This is a genomic window from Promicromonospora sp. Populi, from assembly GCF_041081105.1.
GTDB lineage: Bacteria > Actinomycetota > Actinomycetes > Actinomycetales > Cellulomonadaceae > Promicromonospora.
Genome location: NZ_CP163528.1, coordinates 1225513 through 1252003 on the forward strand (window position 1 = coordinate 1225513; position 26491 = coordinate 1252003).

The following is a 26491-nucleotide window of genomic DNA, read 5'->3' on the forward strand; positions in this document are numbered from 1 at the left end:
CTCGTCAAAGGAGAATCGTGAGCCGCATCGTCAGTGTCGAGACCCGCGACGTCCGCTTTCCGACGTCCCGCCAGCTCGACGGTTCAGACGCCATGAACCCCGACCCCGACTACTCGGCCGCCTACCTCACGGTGCGCACCGACCACGGCGACGGGCTCACCGGCGACGCGTTCGTGTTCACCATCGGGCGCGGCAACGACCTCCAGACGGCCGCCGTCGAGCTCGTCGCCTCCGGCCTGGTCGGCGCCGACGTCGAGGAGCTCCTGGACGACATGGGCGGCACCTGGCGCACCCTGGTGTACGACTCCCAGTACCGCTGGCTCGGCCCGGAGAAGGGCGTGATGCACATGGCCATCGGGGCCGTCGTCAACGCCCTGTGGGACCTGAAGGCGAAGCGCGCGGGCCTGCCGCTGTGGCGGCTCCTGGCGTCGCTGACGCCCGAGGAGCTCGTGGCCCTCGTCGACTTCCGCTACCTGACCGACGCGCTCACGCCCGACGAGGCGCTCGCCATCCTTAGGTCCGCCGAGCCCGGGCGCGCGCAGCGCGAGGCCGACCTCGTGCGCGACGGGTACCCCGCCTACACGACCACACCGGGCTGGCTCGGCTACTCCGACGAGAAGCTCGTGCGGCTGGCCAAGGAGGCCGTCAGCGCCGGGTTCGAGCAGATCAAGCTCAAGGTCGGCGACAACCTCCAGGACGACATCCGCCGGATGGCGCTCGCCCGCGAGACCGTCGGCCCGGACATCCGCATCGCGGTGGACGCCAACCAGCGCTGGGACGTCGACGAGGTGGCGCCCTGGATCGCGGAGCTCGCCCCCTACGGGGTCGCGTGGGTCGAGGAGCCCACCAGCCCCGACGACATCCTGGGGCACGCCGAGATCGCCCGCCGCATCGCGCCCGTCCCGGTTGCCACGGGCGAGCACGTCGCCAACCGGGTGATCTTCAAGCAGATGCTCCAGGCCGGGTCGCTGTCCGTGCTCCAGCTCGACGCGACCCGGGTCGCCGGCGTCAACGAGAACATCGCGATCCTGCTGCTGGCGGCCAAGTTCGACATCCCCGTCTGCCCGCACGCCGGCGGTGTCGGCCTCTGCGAGGCCGTCCAGCACCTGTCGATGTTCGACGTCGTCGCCGTCTCCGGCAGCACGAAGGGGCGGACCATCGAGTTCGCCGACCACCTGCACGAGCACTTCGTCACGCCGGCCCGGCTACAGGGCGGACGGTACGTGGCACCTCAGGCGCCGGGCGGCGGCATGGAGCTGCTCGCGGAGTCGCTCGAGCAGCACCTCTACCCGGACGGGCCGGTCTGGCAGGAAGCCGCGCAGTGACGGACCGCTGACGACGCCCGCTGCGCCGCCGCTCTGGGCTACGGCCTGGGCGGCGCGACCGAGCCGCGCTCGACGAGGCGCACGTCGAGCGCGACGGGCTCCCGCGGGCCCTGGCCGTGCTCGATCTCGTCGAGGATGATCCGCGACGCCTCGGCGACCTTCGCGGGCATGTTCTGCGCGACGGTGGTCAGGCCCGGCGTGGTGTAGGCGGCGAAGTCGAGGTCGTCGAACCCGATGACCGACACGTCACCGGGCACGGACCCGCCGGCCTCGGCGATGCCCGCCATGATCCCGACCGCGAGGTGGTCGGCGGTCGCGAACACGGCGGTCACCTCCGGGCGGTCGCGCCGTAGCCTCAGGCCTAGGCGGCGGCCCTCCTCGAACGTCGTGAGCACCTCCTCGGTCACGACGTCGCGCGGGTCGAGCCCCGTGTCCAGGCAGGCGGCGCGAAAGCCGGCCCAGCGCTGCCCGACCACCCCCATCCCCTGGTAGGGCGGGCCGGCGAACAGCACGTGCCGGTGGCCGGCGTCGGCCAGGCGCGCACCGGCGAGCCATCCGCCGCGGTGGTCGTCGCTGCGCACGCCAATCGCCCGCGGGTTCGACGAGTAGCTGTCGATCGCGACCACCGGCACGCCGTCGATGCGGAGCCGGTCGACCTGGGCGTCGGGGAACTCGACCAGGACCACCCCGTCGAGCGACCAGCCGCGGATCGTCTGGGCCACCTGGTCCTCGTGCTCGATCCCGCGCAGCAGCACGTGGTAGCCCCGGTGGCGCAGGTGGGTCTCCATGCCGCCGACCACGGCGACGGTGTGCGGGCTGACCAGCAGGCTGTTGTTCTCCCCCACAGGGACCAGCGCCGCGACGATGTGCGAGCTGTTCGCCGCGAGGCTGCGCGCGGGGATGTTCGGGACGTAACCGAGCCGGCCGGCGATCGCGAGCACCCGCTCCACCGTCGCCGGTGAGACCCGCGCGCTCTTGCCGTTCATGACGTTCGAGACGGTCATCCTGCTGACGCCGGCCTCGTCTGCGATGTCGCTGAGTCTTGCGGTCACGCGATCCTCCCCCGGCCCCTCGTCGGCATCCGCCTCTCGCGGCATCTTAGGGTCGCCCCTTGACCCGGCGGGCGACACCGCCGTACCTTCTCCTCAAGTTTACCGCTAAACCTTGCTCCATCCACCCGCGGTGAACAGTGCGCATCCCGATCAAAGGAGATCTCATGCCGCGCAGAACATGGAGTGACACCCGCACCTTCCCGGCCTGGCGACGACGCCTCGCCCTGCTGGCGGCGCTCGCCGTCGCCGGCGGCGCCCTCGTGACGGCGAGCGCCCTGCCGGCCGGGGCCGCGACCACCCGTTACGAGGCCGAGCAGGCTTCCCGTTCGGGCGGCGCGGTGGTGGCCACCGAGCACACCGGCTACAGCGGATCCGGGTTTGTCGGTGGTTACACCGACGGCAACAAGGGCGCCGCCACCACGACGTTCACCGTGACCGCCTCGACGTCGGGCCCGCACACGCTGGCCCTGCGGTACGCCAACGGGACGGGTTCGGCCAAGACCCTGACCCTCCTGGTCGACGGCGCCGCGCAGCAGGTCACGCTCCAGCCGACGGCGAGCTGGAGCACCTGGGCGACCCAGAACGCCGTCGTCACGCTGTCCGCAGGCAGCCACTCGGTCGGCTACCGGTTCGGCACCGCCGACTCCGGCAACGTCAACCTCGACAGCCTCGACGTCACGGACTCGGGTGGTGCGAGCGGCGCCGACTACGGGCCTGGGCCGACGTTCGAGGCCGAGGCGGCCACGCTCGCCGGCGGCGCGGTGGTCGCCACGGACCACACCGGGTTCTCCGGCTCCGGGTTCGTCGGCGGATACACCGACGCCAACGCGGGCTCGGCGTCGACCACGTTCAAGGTGCAGGTCGCCGCGGCGGGCGCCAAGGACCTGACGGTCCGCTACGCGAACGGCACCGGTTCGGCCCGCACACTATCGCTGTACGACGGCGGCACCAGGCTCGCCCAGCTCTCGCTGCCCGCGACGGCGAGCTGGGATGCGTGGTCCACCGTCACCCACACCGCGACGCTCACGGCAGGCAACCACGACCTCCGGCTCGCCTACGACTCCGGCGACAACGGCAATGCCAACATCGACAAGCTCGACGTCACGGCGAACGTGCCGCCGCAGCCCGCGGGGCCGGGCGAGGCCGAGAGCGCCTACCGCTCGGGAGGCGCCGTCGTCGGGACCGCCACCGGCGGCTTCACCGGGTCGGGCTACGTCGGGGGCTTCACCGGCGCGGGCGCGCGCCTGCTGCGCACCGTCCAGGTTGATGCGGCAGGCAGCGCAACCGCGACGTTCGTCTTCTCCGGCGGGGCGCGCACACTCGACCTGCTGGTCAACGGCCGGGTCACCGGCCAGGTGGCCTTCCCCGCGGGCAGCGGGTGGCGCACCGTCACGGCGAGCGTCCCGGTGCGTGCCGGCGTCAACACCGTGGGTGTCCGGGCTGCGGGCGCGGGCGGTGACGTGCTGATCGACAGCCTCGTCGTCTCCAGCGAGTCCGAGCTAGCCGCGCGGGGCGCCTCGGCGTCGTACAAGCAGTACGAGGCCGAAGCGGGGGCGACCAACGGGACCAGGCTCACGCCGTCGCGCACCTACGGGACAGTGCAGGCGGAGTCGAGCGGCCGGAGCGCGGTGCGGCTGGACGCGGTCGGCGAGAACGTGGGAGTCACGCTCACCGCGCCCGCGAGCGGCGTCGTCGTGCGCTACTCGATCCCCGACAACGCGGCCGGCACGGGCCTGACCTCTCCCCTGGCGATATACGCCGGCAGCACCAAGCTCAAGGACGTCACGCTGAGCTCCGCCCACAGCTGGGTGTACGGGGCGTACCCGTACTTCAACGACCCGGCGCTGGGCAGCGCCCACCGGTTCTACGACGAGCTGCGGTTCGACCTCCCCGAGCAGCCCGCGGGCACGGTCCTGCGGCTGCAGAAGGACTCGTCCGCCGTGGGCCACATCGACATCGACCTGGTCGAGGCCGAGCGGATCGCGCCCGCGCTCAGCGCGCCGAGCGGTGCGGTGTCGATCACGTCGCACGGCGCCACCCCCGGCGGCGGGGACGACACGTCGGCCATCACGGCCGCGGTGGCCGCCGCGAAGGCGGCGGGCGTGCCGGTCTGGATCCCGGCGGGCACCTTCCACGTGAACACGGCGATCCAGGTGTCGGGCGTGACGGTCCTCGGCGCGGGCCCGTGGCACTCGGTCATCGCGGGCACCGGCCGGGCGGGCGGGTTCTACGGGACCGGGGGTGGCGTCACCATCGCCGACGTCGCGATCTTCGGCTCGGCGACCGTGCGCGACGACGCGAACGACCAGGCCGCGATCGAGGGCGACTTCGCGAGCGAGACGCTGCTGCAGAACATCTGGATGCAGCACACCAAGGTGGGGCTGTGGGTGCGCCCGGGCTCCCGGGACGTGTTCGCGGTCGGTCTGCGCGTGCGGGACACGTACGCCGACGGGATCAACTTCCGCTCGGGCGTGGCCAACTCCCAGGTGACGCAGTCGACGTTCCGCAACACCGGTGACGACTCGCTGGCGATGTGGTCGGACGGCGCCGCCGTGACCGGCTGCGTGTTCGCGTTCAACACGGTCCAGGCGCCGGCGCTGGCCAACGGCCTGGCCGTCTACGGCGGTGGGGGCGGCAACCGGGTCGAGGACAACCTCGTCGCCGACACCGTGAACGCGGCGGCCGGCATCGCGATCAGCACCCGGTTCGGGGTGCCGTTCACGGGTACGACGACGGTGCAGCGCAACACGCTGACCCGGACGGGCAGCCGCGAGCCAAACTGGCCGGCCGAGCTCGGCGCACTGTGGGTCTACGCCGACGTGCACGCCATCGACGCGCCCATCGTGATCCGCGACATGACCATCGTGGACAGCACCTACGCGGGCCTGCTCATGTCGTGGGAGAAGTCGATCCAGCAGGTGAGCTTCGACCGGGTCGCCATCACCGGCTCGGGCACCTACGGCATCGAGCTCCACGCCGCCGGAAGCGCGACGTTCGCGAACACGACGGTGTCGGGGTCCGGGACGGCCGGGCTGCTCAACGACACGGGGTTCGTGCTCAACCGGCTGGGCGGGAACTCCGGCTTCTGAGCCGGGCGTGCCGCCCTGCCCACTAGCGTGTGCTCGCGCGCCGCGGTCGTCCGCGGCGCGCGAGCATCCACCATGTGAGGTGCGCCGATGCCGTCGGGAGCCGCTGGCCTACGATCGCGTGACTTACGATCGCACTGGCAGCAGCGTCGCTACGGCAAGGAGGTCGCGGTGAGTCAGCGTGAGGACGTCGCACGCCTCGCGGGTGTCTCGGCACGCACCGTGTCGAACGTCGTGAGCGGAACCGTCAACGTCGCACCTGGCACCCGGGAGCGTGTGCTCGCCGCCATCGAGGAGCTCGACTACCGCCCGAGCGAGATCGGCCGGATGCTCCGCTCCGGCCGGACCGGCATGGCCGCGCTGGTGGTGCCCGACCTCGACAACCCGTACTTCGCGGAGCTCTCCCGCAAGCTCATCGTGGCCGCCCGGCGCCACGGGTACACGCTCATGGTCGAGCAGACGGACGGCGAGCGCGATCGTGAGCGCGAGCTGCTCGCGCGCGCCGAGACCAAGGCCCTCTTCGACGGCGTGATCGTGAGCCCGCTGAACCTGACCGACGAGGACCTGTCCAGGTCATCCCGCACGGAACGGCCGGTGGTGCTCCTGGGCGAGGAGTCGCACCCCGGCTTCGACCACGTCCAGATCGACAACCTCGCGGCCGCCCGCGAGGCCGTCGAACACCTGCTGGCGACCGGCAGGGAGCGGGTGGTGGCCGTCGGCGCGTTGCGCACCGAGCGGTCGTCGTCCAGCTCGCTGCGGCTGAGCGGGTTCGAGGCGGCGATGGGCGCCGCTGCGCCGGCGTCCGCGGGGGTCGCGTACGTCGACGACTTCACGCGCCGCAGCGGGGCGGACGCCGCGCGCGAGATCCTGCGGGGACGCAAGCTGCCGGACGCCCTCTTCTGCTTCAACGACCTGCTCGCGCTCGGCGCGATGCGCGCCCTGCACGACGCCGGGGTGTCCGTCCCGGAGCAGGTGGCCGTCGTCGGGTTCGACGACATCGAGGACGGCAGGTACAGCTGGCCCAGCCTGACGACGATAGCCCCCGACAAGGAGGCGATCGCCGAGGCCGCGATGGGCGCGCTAGCGTGCCGGATCGCCGGAAACGAGGGTGACCCGCGGCACACCATCGCGCCCCACCGCCTGGTCATACGCGAGAGCACCGGCTGACCGGGGTCAGGCCCCGGCGCGCGGTCCTGCTGGACCCTGACGTCCGTGTTCAGCCGGAGCGTGGCGGCGCCGACTTCGGTCCGTTGCCTGCGCTCACCTGCTGACTTCGGTCCCTTGCCTACGCCCACCCGGTGACTTCGGTCCGTTGCCTACGCCCACCCGGTGACTTCGGTCCGTTGCTCTGAGATCGGTCATTTAATTGACCGATCTCAGAGCAAGGGACCGACGTCGCAGAGCAACCAGTGCAAGGGACCGATCTCAAAGGGTTCCAGCGAACCAGCACAGACCGTCGCCGGGACTGTGACCTCGGACATGAGCAACGGCCCGAACCCGCGCTTGGTCTGGCACCGGGGTCGAGGTGGGGTAGTATTTCGGTCGGCCCTCCGGGGTCAAAACCGGTACTGTCGAGCATGCTCGAAATGCCGCGGGCTGTGGCGCAGCTTGGTAGCGCACTTGACTGGGGGTCAAGGGGTCGCAGGTTCAAATCCTGTCAGCCCGACGTGGTGAAACACCTTCCCACCTGCGGAAACGCGGGTGGGAAGGTGTTTTTCGTTCTCGGCCACGATCAGAACCGGGCCGCAAGGTCAGGCGTGGTGAACGTTCTTGGACTGGCAGGCTCAGAGCTCTGCGCGGGCAGGCGTGGGCACGATGAACGAACGTGTCCGCCCGACCTCTTCGAACCCGATGCCTCGGTAGACGGGCTCGCCGGGCTCGCTCGCCTGCAAGGTCGCGATCCGGGCGCCGAGATCCCTGGCACGCCGCAGCGCGTACGCCGAGAGGGCGGAGGCGATGCCTTGCCTGCGTCGGTCCGCCGGCGTCGCAACGAGGTACAGACCAGCCGCCTCGCCGTTTACGAGCGTCTCCGCCGTACCCACGAGCTCGCCGTCGATGCTCGCGTGGAACCGCTCGAAGCGCATGCCGGGGTACGACCTGACCTGTTCGACGGCAACCGTTCGCTCGTACTGGTCGTCGGGTACACCCATCGAGGCGGCGTAGGTCGAGACCTGCTGAGCGACCGCGTCGACGTCGGTCTGCGCGAAGCGAACCTCGCTGCTGCCGGCCGTCTCCTCGGGCAGCTTCGCGAGGTCGAGCGCCATGATGGGCATCGAGCCGATCGGCTCGGCACCGGCCTCCAGGAGTGCTTCCTCGGTGCCCGGCGCGCTGTCGAGGTTGACATCCCAGATCCACGGCACACCGTCGAGGTTGCGACGCACGTCAGTGAGTGTTCCGACGACGTCCGGGTCATCGACGCGCAGGACGGCGTTGAGACGCGGGTGGGCGATGCCGCTGCGGTACCAGGAGACGCCGTCGTCGCGTCGAACGTCGACACCCCATCCGAGCCAGTAGGCGCGGATGTTCGCGAGCAGTGGATCGAGGTCTCGGATGTCGGTGCTGGGCATCGTGTGCTCCTCATGCTTCTTGCAGGACGTACCGGACAGAAGAAGTCGGAGCGTAGCGGATCAGAACGTGAGCTCGACGCCCGCGACCAGGAGCCGCGTCGCCGGAACGCACAGCACAATGGGGCCATGACGACGCGGAACCCCTACTTCATCGCTCTCGCCACGTTCACCCTCGTCGCGCTGACGATCGTCACCTGGTGGACGCTCGGTCGGGACACGGTCCAGGACGTCGACCCCGTCACCGGCAACGTCACGGGCCCCTACGAGGCACCCCAGGTGATCGCGTGCGTCGTTGTGCTCGTCGGCCTGGTGGTGATCGGCACCCTGGTGCTCCCGGCTTGGCTCGCGGTGCTCGGCGTCGCCCTGCCCTTCACCGCGGCCTGGACGCTCCAGGCCTCGTCGAGCGACGACTCCGGGCTCTGGGCCGTCGGCGCGATCCTTGTGCTGATCGGCACGCTCGGCGGCGGCACGATCGTCGCTGCCATTACCCGTGCCCTGGTCCGCGACCGCAGCCCGAAGACGCCCTGAGGTCGGCCCCGTCAGGGGCTGGCCTCGGCAGCAACGAGGGCCGACTTGACCGTCTCGGCGTCGGCATCGATCGCCGCCTGGTCGACGGTTTCCGTTACCGGGACCAGGGCCGCGACCTCGTCGACGAGCTGCGCGCCCGCCCCGCTCTCGATCCAGTCGGCGGTCAGGTCGCTCACGACTTGGTCGACCATCGCGGAGTAGTCGGAGTTCGCCTCGAATCGGGTGACGAGCGCGTTCTCGCCCCCCATCCCTCCACCGCCTCCGGGACCACCGCCTGCTGGCCGCTCCGGCATCGCCTCAGCGTCCGGTGCCCCCTCGGCGGCTGGATCGTCGCCAACCCGAGCCGCGAACCCGCCACCGCCACCCATCGACATGCCGCCGAGGGCGAGGTTGAGGTCCCACGACACGACACTGATGAGCCCGGTGTCGAGGTCGTAGTAGAGGTAGCCGTTACGGCCGGGCCCAGCGATCGTGTCGAAGTTGCCGAGCACCTCCTGTGTGCCCAGGTAGGTCGCGAACGACTCCACATCCACCCATTGGTCCAGGTCCTGGGCGAACTCTTCGTCGGACGCACCGTCGAGCCACTCGAGGAACGACAAGATCGGCTGCAGGTCCTGGCTCCCGTTGAGGTTGACCTGCTTGAAGTCGTCGGTGTACTCGGTCTGGTCGTCACCCTGGAAGGTGAACACGCTCGTGGACAGCAGCTTGTAGAGCACCCCGTCGCCTTCGAGCCCGGCAGCGTACTGCGGGTCGGGGTTCTCTACGACGAGGCGAGTCGTCGTCGGACGGTCGTTCACGGCGTAGGTCGTGAACGAGTAGTCCTGCGTAACCTGGCCGGACTGCTCCGTCAGCTCGAGCGCGACGGCCTCGTTGAGCGACGACGTGTTCACCCCGCTGGCCGGTCGGATCGACAGCTCGGTCATGCCCTGGTAGGCGCGACCCGGCTGGTTCTCGTCGAAGCTGACCAGCAAGGGCAGGGACTCAGGCTCATCAGTGCTCAGCGAGGCTTGTTGGAGGCCGCCGCCACCCTCGCCACCCCCACCGGCGCCCTCGGGCGGCCGCGGTCTCTCGACCTCACCCGCGTCCTCATCCGCGTCCTCATCCGCGTCCTCATCCATGCCGCCGCGGCCGCCGGGGGCCTGTTCGCCCTCGGTGGCCGAGCCCACGCGGTCGTCGACCAGGGACGAGAGCGTGGAGTTGCCCTTGAGCCGGACTGCCGCGGAGTCGATAGTGGTGCCGTCGATGGTGATGTCGACGGTCATCCACTCCTTCTCGCCCTCGGCGAAGTACGCGTCAAGCATCCGGTCGTAGTCGTCCTGGGAGTAGGACAGCAGGACCTCGTGATCGACCGTGTCATCAAAGAGGTCGACCGTGCCCTCGACGTTCTGGATGATCAGCTCCTCGTCGGTGACGGCGGCCGAGCTCGTGGAGTAGGGCCGGATCGCCACGTCACCGAAGATCGTGAGGGCGACAGAGATCCCTGCCAGGCCGGCAGTCAGCGGTATCCAGTGCTGACGCAGGCGCACCGGGAGGCGTTTGCGCAGGCTCGCGAGGCTCATGGTCACCACGTCACATGTCGGACTGGTCGTAGCCGGTCAGGACCGTGACCTTCTGCCCGGAATTGATCTCCCCCAGCGCGTCGATGATCTCGGTGGTAGTGATTCCCGGCTTGAGGCGTACCGAGTAGAAGAGCTCGTTCAGGGCACCACCGCGCACGGTCTCGACGCTGACGAGCTCGAACTCACGGGTCATGCGGACGAGCACATCGGCGACGTCCTGCTGATAGCGGGGCTCGGGCGGCACCTGGACCTTGACCACCTGGCGCTGGATGTCGAGCTTGAACCAGTCGAAGCGCTGCATGAGGAAGACGACCAGCAGGATCGCCACCGTCGCGGCCGCGGCCAGCAGGTAGAAGCGCGTTCCGACCGCCATGCCGATGGCCATCACGAGGAAGATGAACCCGACGTCGCGGGTCTCCTTGATCGCGTTGCGGAACCGGATCACGGACAGTGCGCCGACCAGCGCGAAGGCACGGGCGATGTTCGACCCGACGACGAGCATGATCACCGCGACGATCATGCCGATGATGACGAGGGTCTGGACGTAGGACTGGCTGTAGGAGATGTTCCGGTGGGTCCGCTTGTAGACCCAGGCGATCACCGCGGACAGTACGAACGAGAGCGCCAACGTCATCGCGACGTCGAACACGGAAAAGGTTCCGCTGAGGTCTTCGAGAGTCATCGGGTAAGTGCACCCTTTCGGGTCGGGGCGTCGTCGACGCCGTTCGGGGTGGTCGGCTCTGCGGGGGCGGCGCCAGAGCTGTCGTTCGCGTCGTCGGAGCCGTTGCTCAGGATCGCGTCGACCTCGTCGGCGGCGTGCATGACCGACCGCGGTGCGAGGCCGAAGGCCTGCACGGTCTGGCAGTACTTGGAGATCCGGACCACGTCGAGGCTCAGTCGGGCCGTCAGGTCCGTGACCCAGGCGGGGACGCGCTCGTTCGCCTTCAGCTCCAGCACCGACAGCCGGGACGGCAGGGTGAGCTGGTTGACGCTCTCGGAGGAGAGATGGAAGTCGCGGTCCCGGCCGCGGAGCCGGTGGTCGAGAGTGACACGCAGACCCAGGTCCGCTTCACGCCCCACCCATGCCTCACGGTGGTAGCCCGTCGTCACGATGGGGCGCAGGTCGAGCTCGCCCACAAGTGTCGAGACCTCGTCCAGGAAGGCTCGTTCACGGCTGCTCACCTCACCAGCAGGCTCGTAGCCCTCCGGTGAGCACAGCCGCAGGGCGTCGCGGTACGACAGGGAGACCCGGCGCTTCTGCGTGACCCGGTTGACGCGCTGCTTGATCTCGACGAAGACCTTCGACTCCGGTGTGAGGTCGGTGGCCGTGCCGTAGTGGCGCACGCGCAGCTTGCGCCGGAACTTCAGCCCTTCGACCTTCTCCCAGTAGAACTTCAGATGCTGGGTGTCGTAGTAGACGCTCGTGATCGGGTAGCCCCCGTCCCCGGAGTGCGCGTCGTCGTCCATGTGCCGACGCAGCTCAGCACGGAGCTCGTCGGCCTGGTCCTGCGGCACGAGGTACTTGATCTCGAACCGGTTGAACGCGTGCAGGCGGCTCGCCGTGTCCGTGCGAACCAAGCTCGCAGTCCTCGACTCAAGATCGTCGCCGGCTGCGTCCGGTCTCGCACGTGGGTCGGCTGCGCGTCGGGACAGGCGCAAGGGCCCACTCCTCTCGTTGGTTGCGACTCGTTGGTCGCCACGCGCCACAGATGAACAACATCTGGCGAGTGGGTGAATCATCAGGAAACCGGAGAGTGTCGAACCAACCTTTGCGACTCCTGAGAACGTGGAAGCCGGGCGCCAAACACATAGCGGACACACAGGTTCGGCTCAGGACAACCACCGGGTTCGGGTCCACGCTGGGTCCATGATTGCCGCACCCGTGCCCGACCAGCCGAGCCTCACCGGGCCGGGCGGCTCACCGGTCCGGGTCCTCGTCGTGGACGACGAACCCAACCTCGCCGAGCTCCTCACGTCCGCCTTGCGCCTTGAGGGGATGACCGTCTCCGCCGCCCTCGACGGCGCCTCCGCCATCCGCATGGTGCGCGACACCGTTCCGGACATCGTGGTGCTCGACGTCATGCTCCCGGACATGGACGGGCTCACCGTGCTGCGCCGCCTTCGCGAGCAGGAGGCCCGGCTGCCGGTCCTGTTTCTCACGGCGCGCGACGCGATCGAAGACCGCGTCTCCGGGCTCACGGCGGGCGGCGACGACTATGTGACAAAGCCGTTCAGCCTCGAAGAGGTCGTCGCCCGGCTGCGCGGCCTGCTGCGGCGCAGGGGCGCGATCACCAGAGCGGACGACGCCGTCCTCGCCGTCGGCGATCTGAGGCTCGACGAGGACGCGCACGACGTATGGCGCGCGGGTGAGGAGATCCAGCTCACGGCAACCGAGTTCGAGCTGCTGCGCTACCTCATGCGCAACCCGCGCCGAGTGCTGTCCAAGGCGCAGATCCTGGACCGGGTGTGGCACTACGACTTCGGCGGGCAGGCGGCCATCGTCGAGCTGTACGTGTCCTACCTGCGCCGCAAGATCGACAAGGGGCGCGAGCCCATGATCCACACGCTGCGCGGCGTCGGATACCTCCTCAAGCCCGTAGAGGGCGCAGAAGCTGCACGTGCCTGACGGCCTGCTTGCCGCGCTGCGACGACCCATCACGCTACGGAGGCGACTCGTGCTCGTGCTCGCCGCCATCGTGCTGGTCGTGACGGTCGGCCTCGTGACGGCGTCGACGGCGGTGCTGCGCTCGCAGCTCATCGCGCAGGCCGATCGCGAGCTCCAACAGGCGAGCCGGCAGCTCTCGCAGCGTCCCCCGCACGGGCCGCCCGGCGACGATGCACCCGGTCGGCAGTCGTCGGAGGGGGTTGCCGCGCCGCCGATCCCGGACGACATCTTGGGCGGCGGCCCCTCAACCTTCCCGGAGGGCTTCGGGGCCGGCAGCGCCGTCGTGCGATACGAGGATGGCGAGCTTGTCCTCGCCGACCATGTCACGACCACGCTCGAGCGACTGGCCCTCGATGACGACCAGGTCTCTGAGCTCACCGCCGTTCCCGCGGACGGGCTCCCGCACGAAGTGAACCTGACAGACCTCGGCTCCTTTCGCGCGGTGCACAGGACGACCGACGACGGGCAGGTATCGGTCGTCGCGACCGACACCGAGTCCGTGGACGCGACCGTGCAGCGCTACGTTCTTGTGCAGCTGGCACTCGGCCTCGTGGCACTGCTCGCCGCGACACTGGCCGGCGCGTGGCTCGTACGTCGCTCCCTCCGCCCGCTCGACGACGTCGCGACCGCCGCGAGCCGGGTCTCGGAGCTCGAGCTCTCCCGAGGCGTGATCACCGCCATCCCCCGGGTCCCCGAAGGGCTCACGGATGAGCGGATGGAGGTCGGGCAGGTAGGCGCCGCCCTCAACCGCATGCTCGAGAACGTCGAGACGTCCCTCCAGGCGCGGCACGCCTCGGAGACACAGGTGCGCAGCTTCGTCGCCGACGCGAGCCACGAGCTGCGCACACCACTCGCGTCGATCCGCGGGTATGCGGAGCTCGTGCGCCGCGCCCCCGAAGACCTCCCGCCCACCGCGGCTCGCGCGCTGGACCGCATCGAGTCCGAGGGCGTGCGCATGACGGAGCTCATCGAAGATCTGCTGCTCCTCGCTCGCCTCGATGCCGGGCGACCGCTCGACCGGTCCCCCGTCGACCTGGCAGCACTCGCTGTCGACGCGGTCATGGATGCACATGCGGCCAGCCCGGGTCACGCCTGGAGGCTCGACCTGCCGGGCGACGACGCCGGCGCCACGCACACCGGGGCCATGGACGAGGACCAGGACCAGCTGGTCGTGACCGGTGACGAGTCGGGTCTCCGGCAGGTGCTCGCGAACCTGCTCGCCAACGCACGCACGCACACCCCGCCGGGCACGCGGGTGGACGTGCAGCTCGTACGCGATGGTGACGCCGTCATGCTCAGCGTCTCCGACGACGGACCAGGCGTCCCCGCCGACCTACGACCCACCCTCTTTCATCGCTTTACGCGCGGTGACGTAGCGCGGAACCGCAACGGCGGGTCGACCGGCCTCGGTCTCGCGATCACCGACGCGATCGTGACCGCGCACGGCGGGACGATCGCTGTCCACAGCGACACCGCAGGCGAGTCTCGCTCGCCCGGCACGACGTTCACCGTGCGGCTACCTCGCGACGCTCGATGACTCGTCGTGGGCCGTCGAACAGATCGGCTCCAGGCCGATCAGTACAGCGACCGGCGGACGCCGACGGCCAGGACCGCAAGGCCCAGCAAGGTTCCCCACAGCAGCACGCCCTTGACCCACGGGCCGAGCACTACCCCGGCGGTGCTGCCGTCGCGGAGCTCGACGTCCGCGACCATGAGGCCCGCCTCGTCGCTCGCGAGCGACTGGACCGTGCTCCCGTCGGGCGCGACGATCTGGCTGGTGCCCGTCGTCGAGACGTTGACGACGCTGCGGCCCGTCTCGATCGCACGCATGCGCGCGATCGCGACCTGCTGCAGGTTCTCGTCGGTGCCGCGGAAGTCGGCGTTGTTCGTCTGGAACATGAACACCTGCGCGCCGTCGGCCACGCCCTCCTCGATGACGTCGTCGAAGGCGACGTCGAAACAGATCGCCAGCCCCACGCTCGCCTGGCCCAGGTCGAAGACCGGCGAGTCGGCCCCCGGGGTGTACTCGCGCGTCAGGAGGCCGACCAGGCCGGGCACGATCGCGCCGTACAGGTCGCGGTCGGGCACGTACTCACCGAACGGGACGGGGTGTCGTTTCGCGTGCGTCGCTTCCGGGCCGCTCTCCGTCCAGAGGAACGAGGTGTTGTAGAAGAGCTCGTCGACGCCCGACGCGGCGTTCACGAGCACCGGGGCTCCGTAGGCGGCCGCCGCGGCACTCAGGATCCGTGCCGTGCCCGGGTCGGCGGCCGGGTCGCTGTCGACGCCGCCCTCCGGCCACAGCACGACGTCGACCTGCTCGCTCTCCAGGGGCGCGGAGGCAGCCAGCTGTGAGTCCAGCACCGCATCCGGCGACCACTGGTCCGCGTAGGCGGCGGGGCCGTTGCCCTGCGCGGCGCCAACACGAATCGTGCCGGCGTCGGCGGTCGGGAACTGGGGAACCACCAGCATGACGACGGCGACCAGAGCCACGGGCACCGCGCCCAACAGACCAGCCCTCGACAGACCACCGGCGAATCGCCTACGAACACTGTCGTCCGCAGGCAGCGAGGCCCGCTCGCGCCTCGCCCACCGGACGACCTCGATCGCCCCCGCACACAGCACGACCATCAGGAACCCGAGCCCGGACACGCCCAGCCAGGACGCGACGGGGGCGATCGGACTCTCCGACTGGCTCATCCCCAGCCGTCCCCACGGAAACCCGCCATAGGGCCAGGAGCCCAGGACGAGCTCCCGCGCCAGCCATGCCCCGGCCACCAGCACCGGGAGCACCCCGAGCCGCACGGCCCGGGTGTCGCGCCAACGCGGCAGCCACCGGTAGGCGAGCACAACGAGGGGCGAGAGAGCCGCGAAGATCGCGGTTTCGACGAACGCCAGCGCCACCCACGGCACCCAGCCCTGGGGGTTGTCACCGAGGAACTGCGCGGCCCACGACAGGTGCGGGAAGAAGAACGTCGCACCGAACGCAGCGCCGACGAGTACTCCGCCCCACACGGTCCGCCCGATCAGAGAGACCAGCGCCAGCGTGACGGCGACAAACGCGAGCGGCCACCAGCCGAGCGCGGGGAACGACGCATCGAGCGCAACCCCGCCGACCAGTGCGACGGCGACTGCCGCCGGCAGCCGGAGAAGCGGGCGTTCGATGCCTACCGTGCCGGGGGTGGTCGGGCGCATCCGACGCATTGCGGCTCCGTTGGTGGTGATGTGCGCGGGGACTGTGCTGCTCAAAGCAATGCAGAGGATAGCGCTGGCGCCTGGGAGCATCCTCTCCCCCGTCGACACGGATTGAGCGGCCTCCGTTTCGCCACGGCCGTTGGCTCGATCCGCCTCGCGCTCTAGGGTTCAGATGTGTCCCTTGCCTTCTGGTCATGCGGTGCCGTCACCGCGATCAGCGCACTCGTCAGTCTTGGCTATTCCGTCGCCGCGCTTCGCGGGGCCGACCCTGCGAGCCGGACGGCAGCGATGTACGCGTTCGCCCGGAGCCTCGCACTGGCAGTGGTCGCCGTGGTCGCGCCCTTCACCGGGGCGGTGTCGTTCGTCGTCGCGATCGCGGTCGCGATGGTGGTCGTGCAGGCGGCCGACGCCGTGATCGGCGCCGTCCTTCGCGACCGGCTCAAGACGTTCGGGCCGGCAGGTGTAGCAGCGGTCAACCTCGCTGCGCTGATCTGGCTGCTGCTCGGCTAGGCCAAGACACCCGAGTCACCTCAAGGTTCGCGGGCGCTTCAGGTGATCGTCGGCATCGACGGAAAGCTCACGACGACCGGTCGCGGCCCGGCGACAACGCGATCCAGCTTCCCGGAGCCCGCAGGTGTCGCGCCTCCCGGCAGCCAGACCAGTCCCGGAAGCTCCGGTGCGGCCCCGAACCGTTCCCGCAACCATGCCGGGCCATCCTCCTGCCACACGAAGCCCGGACGTTCGAGCACCGCATCGAAGATCTCGCTCGCTCGCGCCGGATAGCGCTCTGCCAGGCCACGGACCGCGAAGTCGGGCAGGCGCTCAGCCCTCAGTGCGGCACCGACATCCCGCACAGCCTGTGCGTCGACCGGGGTCACCGCGCGGTGCAGGCGCGCAAGTGTCCCGTAGTCGTGGTCGAGCACGCGCAGCCCCTGGATCGGGTCGTGCACCGGATGGAACGTTCGGCGCTCAGCACCCGTACCAGCCATTCCATCGCGCAGCTCGCTCAGGTCCCGCTCCAGCGCCAGGCTCGGCCACCAGGGATCGCCGAAGCCGGCTGGAGCCCAGAACCGGTCGAGGAGCTCAACGACGTGCGCGGCAGTTCGCGCAACACCCTGGCCACCGAAGACGTCCAGGAACACACCGTGGTCCCGCCTCACCGCGGCATACGCCGCCTCAAGGATCACGGGATTCCGGAACGGCAGCGCCGGCGCGCTCCGCACCAGCTCGGCCGCGGTACCTAGCATGGCCCGCCGGTGATGAGCGGCGTGCACCTCGACAACACCTGCGAGCATCCAGGAGTCACCGGTCGGCAGAGCGTGCCCGACGACATATCGCCCGGTCCGCAGGTCCTCGCGCCGCATCGGCGACCGGGGATCGATGTGCAGCACGTGGACCAGGTCGGTGCCGAGATTGCGGGCCTGAAAGCCTGCCCCGACCCGACGGAGAACCTCGAACACGCTGAACATGTCACCCTCACGCCAGCCGTCGAGAAGGTTCCGGTCGTGTTCGCCAAGGTCCGCGGACCACTCCGCGAACCGGTCGATCAGGCGCAGACCATAGGGCGGACCGTCGAAGACGATCTGCTCGACGCCGAGGCACTCCGCCCGCCCCGACTGGTGCCGCACGCAAAGACCGGTTCCGTGATCATGGCCCCCCATCGCCCGCAACCGGCGCACGTTGGCCTCGGCTCGCTCCCTGAACGGCGGGCTCATCGCGTACTCAAGGAGCCTTGCATACAGGTCGGACGCTTGACGCAGCGTCAATCGATCCTTCTCGTCGATGTACATACAACCATCATCTACTGCCATCAACGCCAAGCACTGCCTTCATCCACAACTCTATGGAACGACCAAACCGACGGACGGACGGACGGCCGCATCGAGTATCGACCTAGCGCTACAAAGGTTGTTGACCGGATCGGTGAGCGTCAGCGCTTGGTTCGGCCCGATTCTGCTGCAGAGCCCATAGGATTCGTATCGAGGAAGGGAGCACGATGGCTTCGGCATACAACTCGAACCCATACATGACCCTCGGCTCGCTCGCCGAGGTCATTCGATCTGAGTTGGCCGAGTTGCGCCCGGACCAAAACTTCCTGTTGCGCATGGTTGCTCAGGCGATCAATGATTTTCGGGCGCTGCGGACCCCCCAGGACCGAGACCAATTCTTGTATCGGCCTGAATCGACCGGGGACCGACGCTGGGACGCGATGCTCGCCGCTGTCGCCGAGCGGGAGGCCCGCCGCTCCGGACATGCCATCCCCGAGTGGGTTTACGACAACGCCTTCGTGCTCAGCCCGTGGTGGTTCCTCAGCCCCACGGAGTCGCTGCGCGCCTACTCCCTGCAACACTCCGCGCCCGAGTTCGCGATCCGTAACATCTTCATTGACGCCGCAAGCCTGGAGTCCGTGTGAACGGCAACCATGCCGGGTTCAACGCCGACCAGATCCGCCAGCTCCTCACCGAGCTCGGCGAACGTCTGGGCTCCAACGGCTTCGTCGGAGAGCTCTACATCGTCGGCGGCTCGGCGATGGCGCTCGCCTACGACCGTGACCGCCTCACTCGTGATATCGATGCCGTCTACGCCCCGAAGTCCGAGGTGTTCGCAGAAGCACAGCGCATGGCGGCTGAGCGGGACGAGCTCGACGACGGCTGGCTCAACGACGCGATGAAGGGCTTTCTCACCGCGAACCCGGACAACGAAGCACGGGTTGTGCTCACGACACCCGGGCTCACCGTCCTCGTCGCCTCTGCGAGACGGCTGCTTGCGATGAAGATCCTCGCCGCCCGCGCTGAACGAGACTCAGACGACATACTCACCCTGTGCCGCCACGCTGGCGTGAAGTCCATCGAGGAAGTCTTGGCCATCGCCGAGTCCGAGTACGGGAACCGCCTGGAACCCAAGAGCAAGTTCCTGGCGATCGAGTTGCTCCAGGACCACTTGCCAATGAGCCTCGACGGCTGAAAGCCCAGGCCACTCGGCCTTAGCCAGGAGCGTCCGCCGATGGCCTGGCTAAGTTGGCTGTTGTGCGACTCTTTCCGATGACGCAGACGACGATGGTCGACGATTACGACCCACGATGGCCGCAGCTCTTCGAGGAGGCGGCGGCCGAGCTCGCAGAGATTCAATCGTCATGGGTCGTCGAGCACATCGGCTCCACCGCCATCCCGGGAATGGCTGCCAAGCCAACCATCGACATCGCCGTCAGGGTTGGCACGTTGGACGAGGTCGCCGAGCGCTTAGACGACCTCGCGACAATCGGGTGGCAGCGGATCGCTCGGGGCCCGCGGACTCATCTGGTTTTGGTCAAGCAGCAGGTCTCGCGGCGCACCCACATCGCGCACTTCTTTACCGGTGAACAGTGGGACAGGTGCAATCAGCGGATCTTCCGCGACTGGTTGCTGACGCATCCGCAGGACGCGGCGCACTATCTCGAGGTCAAGCGGGCAGCCGCGGAGCACGCGGCAGGCGGACGTGACTACACCGCCCGCAAGACCGTCGTGGTGCAGGAGATCGTCGACCGTGCCCGGGCCGCCCGCGGACTGCCGATGGTCGATGTCTGGGACAAGTAGCACGTGTCCAAGCTCCCGACGAGGCCGTCACATGCGCCAAGCCTGCGTTTCCAGGTCGACGTCGGCGGCGGCGTTGAGCAGGCGCCTGCACCACCCGTAGATCATCGGTAGCCAGCTGAACTCGTGATACGGCCCGACGGCGTCCGCCAGGTCGACGAGCTTCAGCATCTCGGCGACAGCAGCCAGGGGCTTGCCCAGCCGCCAAGCCTCGCGCACTATCCGCGGATCGATCTCATCGCTCCACTCGTCGACATAAGCATCGACGTAGCAGCGAGCTTCTTCCTCGGTCGCGTCGTGCAGCCAGGAGCCGAGGTCGAGCAGCGGAAAGCTCACGGTCGCGAAGCTCCAGTCGTGGACCAAGATTCCGTCCTCGCGAATCACCGCGTTGCCCAGGTGCAGGTCGCGGTGCACCACCGTCTGCGGCAGATCCAACGCGGTCAGCGCGACCAGGTCGGCCTGCAACCGGGGTCCGAGGGCACGCAGCCGGGCGCGTTCGTCGTCGGAGAGACCGCGGTTGCGGTTGCTGGGCTTTTCGGGGGCCGCCCACAGGTCGTTGCGCGCGAGCAGTTCGGTGATCCGGCCGGCGAGTGTCGCCGGGTCCAGACAGATCGCGCCTCTGGCACGGAGCTCCTCGGTGCGCCCGATCGTCGCGCGCTGGATCCTGGCGACCTGACGGATGCAGTCGACACGTCTGTCTAGGGGGACCATCTCCGCTTCGGTTCCTCGGAAGTCCTCGGCAAGCCACCAGCCGTCGGTCTCCGAGGTCACGAGGATCTGGGTGAACGGGCCTACTCCGAGCGAACCGAGATAGGTCGTGACGGCGGGTTCGCGGGCCAGCTCGGGGCTCACAGCTTTCAGGTAGACGTCGCCACCGGTATCGACCCGGCAGCGCAGCACTGCCGACATGCTCCAGTGCTTCACCTGCCTGAGCGGGCCTGCCGGTCGACGCCCTATGGATCCCAGTTCCCACCGGATGAACTGTTCTGCCCGCCCGAACCAGCCCGGTGTGAACCACGACGCCCGCGGAGGCTCGGTCCGCGTCAGCCACAGGTCGAGCGCCGGCTGCTGCCCGAGGAGGTGCTCTGCCGACACCCAGCCGTAGTCGGATGGGCAGGAGCCGCTTGTCGGGCCGGCCTCCAGCACGACAGTCGTGAAGTCGACCGGCTCCAGGACGATCGTGTCGAGCCCTAGTTCGACGCGCACCCGATCGGTGAGCTCGCTGTTCATCGGCGGGTACTGCATCTGGAAGGGCAACCGTGGCAGCGCGGGAGAGCCACCCACCCACCGGGCCAGGTACCGCCCGTCCGCGGCCCTGATGGCCAAGACCGCATCGACGGACGTGGCCGGATCAGTGGACATCGACAACCCCTAGTCCGTGCTTCGCGGATTGCTCTCAGTAGGAGCAGGTGACTCGCTCGTACCGGCCTCCTGGTCGGTGGCTGCCCAGCTCGCGAGCACTCGGAGCGCGTCGCTCGATGGAGAGCCCGGTGCTGCCGAATAGGCGAGAAGAAGCAGCCCGGGCTCGGAGGTGAGGGCCATCGCCTCGTAGCTGAGGTCAAGATCACCGACGACCGGGTGGTGCACGCTCTTGGTCCCGGTGCGGTGCTCATGGACGTCGTGGGACGCCCACAGGGTGCGGAACACATCGCTGCGGGTCGAGAGCTCGCCAACCAGGTCGCTGAGCGCACGGTCGTAGGGGGCGCGTCCGGCCTCGGTGCGCATCAGGGCCACGGTCTGGTGCGCGGCGTCGTCCCAGTCGCGGTAGTAGACCCGCGCCCTGGGGTCGAGGAAGACGAACCGCCCGAAGTTCGCCGGCCGTTGCGGTTGCACGTATACCTCGGAGAACACGGCTCGCCCGAGCCGGTTGGCGGCGACGATGTCGAGCCGGCCGTTCTGCACGAACACGGGAACGTTCTCCATGGCGTCGATCAGCTGTTGCACACCGGGCCGGACCTGCAACGTCTGGGCTCTGATACGACGCCGTTGCGGGTGCGCACCCTGGTTGGCCGTCCGCACCAGGTCGTAGAGATGTGCTCGTTCGACGTCGTCGAGCTTGAGGGCACGGCCGATGCCTTCCAGGACCGCCGCGGAGACCCCGGTGGCGTTGCCGCGCTCCAGACGGACGTAGTACTCGACGCTCATGCCGGCGACCAGGGCGACCTCTTCGCGGCGCAAGCCGGGGACGCGACGGCGCCCGCCGAAGTCGGGCAGACCGACCTGGTCGGGCGTGAGCCTGGCCCGCCTCGTGGTCAGGAACTCACGGATGTCGTCCCGGATGTCCATGGCTCGAACCTACGTCAGCGACTCCGATCCAGGGGGTCACTGGCATTAACCCTGTAGCGAGGGGCTCCCTGGCACGCCGGACCTGACCTTTCCTGGGTAACGAAGGCAGGCAACAACCAGAGCACCACGAACACGAACAGGACTACCCGACATGAAGGACGTTTCCCTGGGGGACCTCGACGTCTCCCGTATCGGCCTCGGCGCGATGACCATGGCCGGCACCTACACCTCGGAAGGCGCCCTGGACAACGCGGAGTCGATCCGCACCATCCACCGCGCACTGGACCTCGGGGTCACCCATCTCGACACTGCGGAGATCTACGGTCCGTTCCTCAGCGAGGAGATCGTCGGTGAGGCGGTCAAGGGACGTCGGGACGACGTCGTGCTCGCCACGAAGTTCGGGCTCGTCTCCCACTCGGGCGGTGGCCCCGGCGTCACCGACAGCAGCCCCGCGAACGTGAGGGTTGCCGTCGAAGGTTCGCTGCAGCGCCTCGGCACCGACCACATCGACCTGTACTACCAGCACCGCGTCGACCCGAACACGCCGATCGAGGAGACCGCACAGGCTGTCGCCGACCTGATCGCCGAGGGCAAGGTGCTCCACTTCGGCCTGTCCGAGGCGTCTCCGGAGACCATCCGCCGCGCCCACGCGGTACAGCCGGTCTCGGCGCTGCAGACCGAGTACTCGTTGTGGACCCGCGATGTGGAGGCGGAGATCCTCCCGCTCCTGCGTGAGCTCGGAATCGGCTTCGTCCCGTACTCCCCGCTCGGCCACGGGCTGCTGACCGGCCAGATCCGCACCGTCGACGACTTTGCCGACGACGACTGGCGCAAGACCAACCCCCGATTCATCGGCGATAACTTCCAGCGCAACCTCGCGCTCGTGGACGAGGTTCAGGCAATCGGCGCCGAGATCGGCGCGACGCCGGCCCAGACCGCACTCGCGTGGCTGCTGACCCGTGGCGAAGACATCGCCCCGATCCCCGGCACCCGCCGGGTGTCCCGGGTGGAGGAGAACATCGCCGCGGACGGCATCGAGCTCAGCCAGGCACAGCTCGATCGCCTGAACTCGCTGGAGCCCGCCGCCGGCGCACGCCACAGCGAGGCCAACATGGCCAGCATCGACCGCTGACTGACCCACACCACCCGGTGAGGGGCGCGTTACCCCCGCGCTCCTCACCGGGATTCCGATCGAGTTCGATGGCGACCTCTCGGTCCGCGACGATGGCCCCAGGTGCACGGCCGCCCCTACACTGACGGCGCTGGATTGAAACGATGCAATGGAGCACGGATCATCAACCGGACGATCGAAGACGATCGTTTACGCCTGGAGGCGTCATGTCCCTGGACCGCAGACTGTTCCTCAAGACCGCCGGCGTTGCGTCCACCGCCGTCGCACTGCCCGCCGCACTCCCCGCCGCGCCGCCCGCCAGTGCCGCCGTCGGTTCCAAGCGCCATGGCCCCAGCGCTGTGCACCTGGCGGACCCGCTCGTCGAGAAGAAGACCAGCCCGCTCGGGATCGACGTCGACCGCCCCCGGTTCTCGTGGACTGTCGAGTCGAACCAGCGGGGTGTCGAGCAGGAGTCCTACCGGCTGCGGGTCAGCACCGGCGGGCCGCGCCCCCGCGTCGTGTGGGACAGCGGTGTTGTGCCGTCACGGGAATCGGCAAACGTCGAGTACGCCGGACCCCCGCTGCGCGCAGCCACGGACCACACCTGGCGGGTCGACGTCGCGACCACACACGGCACCACCACGACCACCTCGGCCTTCCGCACCGGCCTCTACACCGAGAGCGACTGGGCCGGTGCCCAGTGGATCGGCAACAGCCGCCGCCCGGACCAGGTCACTGACCTGACCTTCGACGGCGCCTCGTGGATCTGGCTGGCGGAGGGCACGCTGCCCGATCAGGACCGCGCGTTCCGGTTCACGCACGCCGCCCCGACCGGCGCCCACGCCACGCGAGCCGAGGTACTGATCACCACCGACGACTCGTACACGCTCTGGGTCGACGGCGTCGAGGTCGGCGCGACCGAGCCCGTCGAGAACGGCTGGCAGGCCGCCCGCTACTACACGGCCGACACGTCCGCGGCCACCACGGTCGTCGCGGTACGCGGCACCAACGACGCGATCAGCCCGGGGGCGGTGCTCGCCGTCGTGCGACTGACGTACTCGGACGGGACGACATCGACCCACACGACCGGGAGCGCCTGGAAGGCCGCTACCCAGTTCCCGGCGGACTTCGCACGGCCGGACCTCGACGACTCCGGCTGGGACCAGGCCGCCGTGATCGCGGCCCACGGGTCGGGCCCGTGGGGCGGCGGCGTCCGGCTGCCGACCCGGGACCCGCTGCCCGCTCCCCTGCTGCGGCGCGAGCTGGAGATCCGGCCGCGCCTGGAGCGCGCCACGCTCTACCTGGCCGCCGGCGGGTACGCGAACGTGTCGCTGAACGGCGCTCCCGCCGACGACCAGGTGCTCTCGCCGGGGTTCACCGACTACGACGACACCGTCCAGTACACCGCCGTCGACCTGACCCGGAAGCTGCGGCGAGGGCGCAATGCGCTGGGCATCGAGCTGGGCCGCGGCTTCTACGGGATGACCGGCGGCAACGTATGGCGGTGGGAGGCACCGCCATGGCACGACGACCCCGTGGTACGTGCGGTGCTGCACCTGGAGTACGCCGGGGGCGCCGTCGAGCGCCTGGTCACGGACGCGACCTGGCGCATCCACGACGGGCCCACCGTGTTCGACGACCTCTACGGAGGCGAGGCCTACGACGCCCGCCGGGCCCTGCCCGGCTGGGACACGGTCGGGTTCGACGACGGCGGGTGGGCGGCCGCGTCCGTGGCGCCTGGTCCGCGGGGTGTGCTGGTCAATCAGCGCCAGCAGCCCATCAAGGTGCACGAGTCGCTGCCCGCGGTCGGGGTCACCGAGCCGGAGCCGGGCGTCTACGTCGTGAAGTTCCCCCGGGTGCTGGCCGGCTGGGTGCGGCACACCGCGACCGGGCCGGCCGGGGCGACGATCCGGGCCGCCCACGGTGAGAAGCTCACCGCCGACGGGCGGGTCAACATGAGCAACAACGGCGGGTTCCAGGCAGGCTTCCAGACCGACCGCTTCACGCTGGCCGGAACCCCGGAACCCGAGACCTGGGAACCGCGCTTCTCGTACAAGGGCTTCCAGTACATCGAGGTCACCGGCTGGCCGCAGGACGGCCCGCCGCCCCTCTCAGCGTTCACCGCGCAGGTGGTGCACACGGCCGCCGCGGAGACCGGGTCGTTCGACAGCTCCAGCGAGATCATGAACCGCACCCACCGGGCGGTGGTGGACACGCTGACCAACAACATCCACGGCATCCCGACCGACACCCCGATGTTCGAGAAGAACGGCTGGACGGGCGACGCCGCCATCGGCGCGGAGATGTTCCTGCTGAACCTCGACGTGCACGAGCTGTTCGCCAAGTGGCTGCGCGACGTGCACGAGACGCGGGACGCCCAGGGCCGGCCGCTCGTCATCGCGCCCAGCTCGGGCGACTGGGGGCAGTGGGGCGTGTGCCCGCCGTGGCACGCGGCCTACGTGATGATCCCCTGGTGGCTCTACCAGTACGGCGGCGACAAGCGGGTGCTCGCCGAGTGCTACGACGGCATGAAGACCTACGTGGACCTCGAGTTCAACCGGTCCCAGGGCGGCATCGTGCCCGACGCGCGGCTCGGCGACTGGGTCAGCCCCGAGGCGAGCCCCGCGGGCGGCAACGCGCCCGAGGACCTGCGGGTCTCGGCCACCGCCTTCCTGTACTCCATGACCGTCTTCATGCGGCGCAGCGCCGGCTTCCTCGGCAGGGCCGCCGACGTCGAGCACTTCTCCCGGAACGCCGCCACGATCAGAACCTCGTTCAACAGCACGTTCCTCGACGTCGAGGCCGGGCACTACCGCGGCGACGGGGACCGCGGGTACCGGCAGACGCACAATGTGCTCGCCGTGGCCTTCGGCCTTGTGCCCGACGCCGACACGACGGGGCGGGTCGTCGACAGCATCGTGGCCGACGTACGGGCCAAGGGCACCAAGCTCAACACGGGTGTGCTCGGCACCAAGTGGCTGCTGCCAGTGCTGACCCAGCACGGGTACGCGGACGTGGCCTACGAGCTCGCCGTGCAGACCGGTTATCCGAGCTGGGGCTACATGATCGAGAACGACGCGACCACCATGTGGGAGCACTGGTCGCTGGAGGCCCGCTCCCGCGGGCACTACTTCCTCGGCACCGTGGACGACTGGTTCTACCAGCACGTCGCCGGGATCCAGACGTCGGCCGACACCGGGTACCGGGACGTCACCATCGCCCCGGCGGTCACCGAGCACCTGGACTGGGCGATGGGTTCCACGCGGACGCCGTTCGGCACTCTCGCCAGCGAGTGGCGCCGCACGGGCGGCAGGCTCCGGCTCGCCGTGACCGTTCCCGTCGGTTCGACCGCGACGGTGCGGATTCCCGCCCCTGCTGCCGAGGCCGTCACCGAGTCGGGGCGTCCGCTGCGGCGCGCGGAGGGAGTCACGGGGGTGGCGGTCGACGGCGGCACGGTGGTGGTGCGGGTCGCGTCCGGTCGGTACACGTTCGTCGCGGAGCGGTGACCGCCCAGACCGCGCAGCGGTGACCCGCCCGGACCAACACGAAGG

General features: G+C 69.5%; 21 protein-coding genes and 1 tRNA gene. 13 read left to right on the forward strand and 9 right to left on the reverse strand.

Annotated features, from left to right (window positions below):
• Positions 1–17: 17 nt before the first annotated feature.
• Positions 18–1325 carry an enolase C-terminal domain-like protein gene (locus tag AB1046_RS05540; protein WP_369373178.1) on the forward strand — a complete coding sequence of 436 codons (1308 nt, stop codon included), beginning with the start codon at positions 18–20 and terminating at the stop codon, positions 1323–1325.
• Between the two features lie 38 nt (positions 1326–1363).
• Here the strand turns inward: AB1046_RS05540 and AB1046_RS05545 are convergent, their stop codons facing one another.
• Complete coding sequence (locus AB1046_RS05545; protein WP_369373181.1) at positions 1364–2377, reverse strand: LacI family DNA-binding transcriptional regulator; 1014 nt, start codon at positions 2375–2377, stop codon at positions 1364–1366.
• Positions 2378–2541: 164 nt separating this feature from the next.
• On the opposite strand from AB1046_RS05545, the gene AB1046_RS05550 reads away from it, so the two are divergent.
• The 3 genes from AB1046_RS05550 (at position 2542) to AB1046_RS05560 (ending at position 7129) form a co-directional block, all read left to right on the forward strand.
• On the forward strand, positions 2542–5466 hold the full coding sequence (locus tag AB1046_RS05550; RefSeq protein WP_369373184.1) for a CBM35 domain-containing protein: 2925 nt from the start codon (positions 2542–2544) through the stop codon (positions 5464–5466).
• A gap of 168 nt (positions 5467–5634) precedes the next feature.
• Complete coding sequence (locus AB1046_RS05555; protein ID WP_369373186.1) at positions 5635–6630, forward strand: LacI family DNA-binding transcriptional regulator; 996 nt, start codon at positions 5635–5637, stop codon at positions 6628–6630.
• Between the two features lie 425 nt (positions 6631–7055).
• Positions 7056–7129, forward strand: a tRNA-Pro gene (locus tag AB1046_RS05560).
• 118 nt (positions 7130–7247) lie between these two features.
• On the opposite strand, the gene AB1046_RS05565 is transcribed toward AB1046_RS05560, so the two are convergent.
• Positions 7248–8030 carry a GNAT family N-acetyltransferase gene (locus AB1046_RS05565; RefSeq protein WP_369373188.1) on the reverse strand — a complete coding sequence of 261 codons (783 nt, stop codon included), beginning with the start codon at positions 8028–8030 and terminating at the stop codon, positions 7248–7250.
• Positions 8031–8156: 126 nt separating this feature from the next.
• Here AB1046_RS05565 and AB1046_RS05570 point away from each other — a divergent pair, with 126 nt between their 5' ends.
• Positions 8157–8558, forward strand: coding sequence for a hypothetical protein (locus tag AB1046_RS05570; RefSeq protein WP_369373190.1), 402 nt, complete (start codon positions 8157–8159; stop codon positions 8556–8558).
• Positions 8559–8569: 11 nt separating this feature from the next.
• Here the strand turns inward: AB1046_RS05570 and AB1046_RS05575 are convergent, their stop codons facing one another.
• From AB1046_RS05575 to AB1046_RS05585, 3 genes are read right to left on the reverse strand one after another with little or no spacing between them, the layout of a single operon-like run.
• Entirely contained in the window at positions 8570–10117 is a 1548-nt protein-coding gene (locus AB1046_RS05575) for a CotH kinase family protein (protein ID WP_369373193.1), read from the reverse strand.
• A 10-nt stretch (positions 10118–10127) separates the two neighbouring features.
• A complete protein-coding gene (locus AB1046_RS05580; protein ID WP_369373195.1) occupies positions 10128–10799 on the reverse strand; it encodes a DUF4956 domain-containing protein in 672 nt (223 codons plus the stop codon).
• Positions 10796–11695 carry a polyphosphate polymerase domain-containing protein gene (locus AB1046_RS05585; protein ID WP_369373198.1) on the reverse strand — a complete coding sequence of 300 codons (900 nt, stop codon included), beginning with the start codon at positions 11693–11695 and terminating at the stop codon, positions 10796–10798. Before AB1046_RS05585 ends, AB1046_RS05580 begins: the two co-directional genes overlap by 4 nt.
• A gap of 289 nt (positions 11696–11984) precedes the next feature.
• Here AB1046_RS05585 and AB1046_RS05590 point away from each other — a divergent pair, with 289 nt between their 5' ends.
• The gene (locus AB1046_RS05590; protein WP_369373200.1) at positions 11985–12743 is read left to right on the forward strand and encodes a response regulator transcription factor; all 759 of its coding nucleotides are present in this window, start codon (positions 11985–11987) and stop codon (positions 12741–12743) included.
• Entirely contained in the window at positions 12736–14319 is a 1584-nt protein-coding gene (locus AB1046_RS05595) for a sensor histidine kinase (RefSeq protein ID WP_369373203.1), read from the forward strand. Before AB1046_RS05590 ends, AB1046_RS05595 begins: the two co-directional genes overlap by 8 nt.
• A 38-nt stretch (positions 14320–14357) precedes the next feature.
• Here AB1046_RS05595 and lnt read toward each other — a convergent pair whose 3' ends face one another.
• On the reverse strand, positions 14358–16028 hold the full coding sequence (gene lnt / locus AB1046_RS05600) for an apolipoprotein N-acyltransferase (protein WP_369373205.1): 1671 nt from the start codon (positions 16026–16028) through the stop codon (positions 14358–14360).
• A 120-nt stretch (positions 16029–16148) separates the two neighbouring features.
• Here lnt and AB1046_RS05605 point away from each other — a divergent pair, with 120 nt between their 5' ends.
• On the forward strand, positions 16149–16484 hold the full coding sequence (locus tag AB1046_RS05605; RefSeq protein WP_369373207.1) for a hypothetical protein: 336 nt from the start codon (positions 16149–16151) through the stop codon (positions 16482–16484).
• 38 nt (positions 16485–16522) lie between these two features.
• On the opposite strand, the gene AB1046_RS05610 is transcribed toward AB1046_RS05605, so the two are convergent.
• Positions 16523–17764, reverse strand: a complete 1242-nt coding sequence (locus tag AB1046_RS05610; RefSeq protein ID WP_369373209.1) for a hypothetical protein — start codon at positions 17762–17764, stop codon at positions 16523–16525.
• Positions 17765–18000: 236 nt separating this feature from the next.
• Here AB1046_RS05610 and AB1046_RS05615 point away from each other — a divergent pair, with 236 nt between their 5' ends.
• The 3 genes from AB1046_RS05615 (at position 18001) to AB1046_RS05625 (ending at position 19546) form a co-directional block, all read left to right on the forward strand.
• Positions 18001–18387: a hypothetical protein gene (locus AB1046_RS05615; RefSeq protein ID WP_369373211.1), complete on the forward strand. Its 387-nt coding sequence runs from the start codon at positions 18001–18003 to the stop codon at positions 18385–18387.
• Positions 18384–18938, forward strand: coding sequence for a DUF6036 family nucleotidyltransferase (locus AB1046_RS05620; RefSeq protein ID WP_369373213.1), 555 nt, complete (start codon positions 18384–18386; stop codon positions 18936–18938). The genes AB1046_RS05615 and AB1046_RS05620 overlap by 4 nt, the downstream gene beginning before the upstream one ends.
• Before the next feature lie 77 nt (positions 18939–19015).
• Positions 19016–19546 (forward strand): GrpB family protein, encoded by a 531-nt coding sequence (locus tag AB1046_RS05625; RefSeq protein WP_369373215.1) that lies wholly within the window; start codon positions 19016–19018, stop codon positions 19544–19546.
• Positions 19547–19573: 27 nt separating this feature from the next.
• Here the strand turns inward: AB1046_RS05625 and AB1046_RS05630 are convergent, their stop codons facing one another.
• Positions 19574–20905, reverse strand: a complete 1332-nt coding sequence (locus tag AB1046_RS05630) for an aminoglycoside phosphotransferase family protein (RefSeq protein WP_369373217.1) — start codon at positions 20903–20905, stop codon at positions 19574–19576.
• 9 nt (positions 20906–20914) lie between these two features.
• The gene (locus AB1046_RS05635; protein WP_369373219.1) at positions 20915–21829 is read right to left on the reverse strand and encodes a helix-turn-helix transcriptional regulator; all 915 of its coding nucleotides are present in this window, start codon (positions 21827–21829) and stop codon (positions 20915–20917) included.
• 151 nt (positions 21830–21980) lie between these two features.
• Between AB1046_RS05635 and AB1046_RS05640 the strand changes: the two genes are divergently transcribed.
• The gene (locus AB1046_RS05640) at positions 21981–22961 is read left to right on the forward strand and encodes an aldo/keto reductase (protein ID WP_369373221.1); all 981 of its coding nucleotides are present in this window, start codon (positions 21981–21983) and stop codon (positions 22959–22961) included.
• Positions 22962–23167: 206 nt separating this feature from the next.
• Entirely contained in the window at positions 23168–26446 is a 3279-nt protein-coding gene (locus AB1046_RS05645) for a family 78 glycoside hydrolase catalytic domain (protein ID WP_369373223.1), read from the forward strand.
• Positions 26447–26491 lie beyond the last annotated feature (45 nt).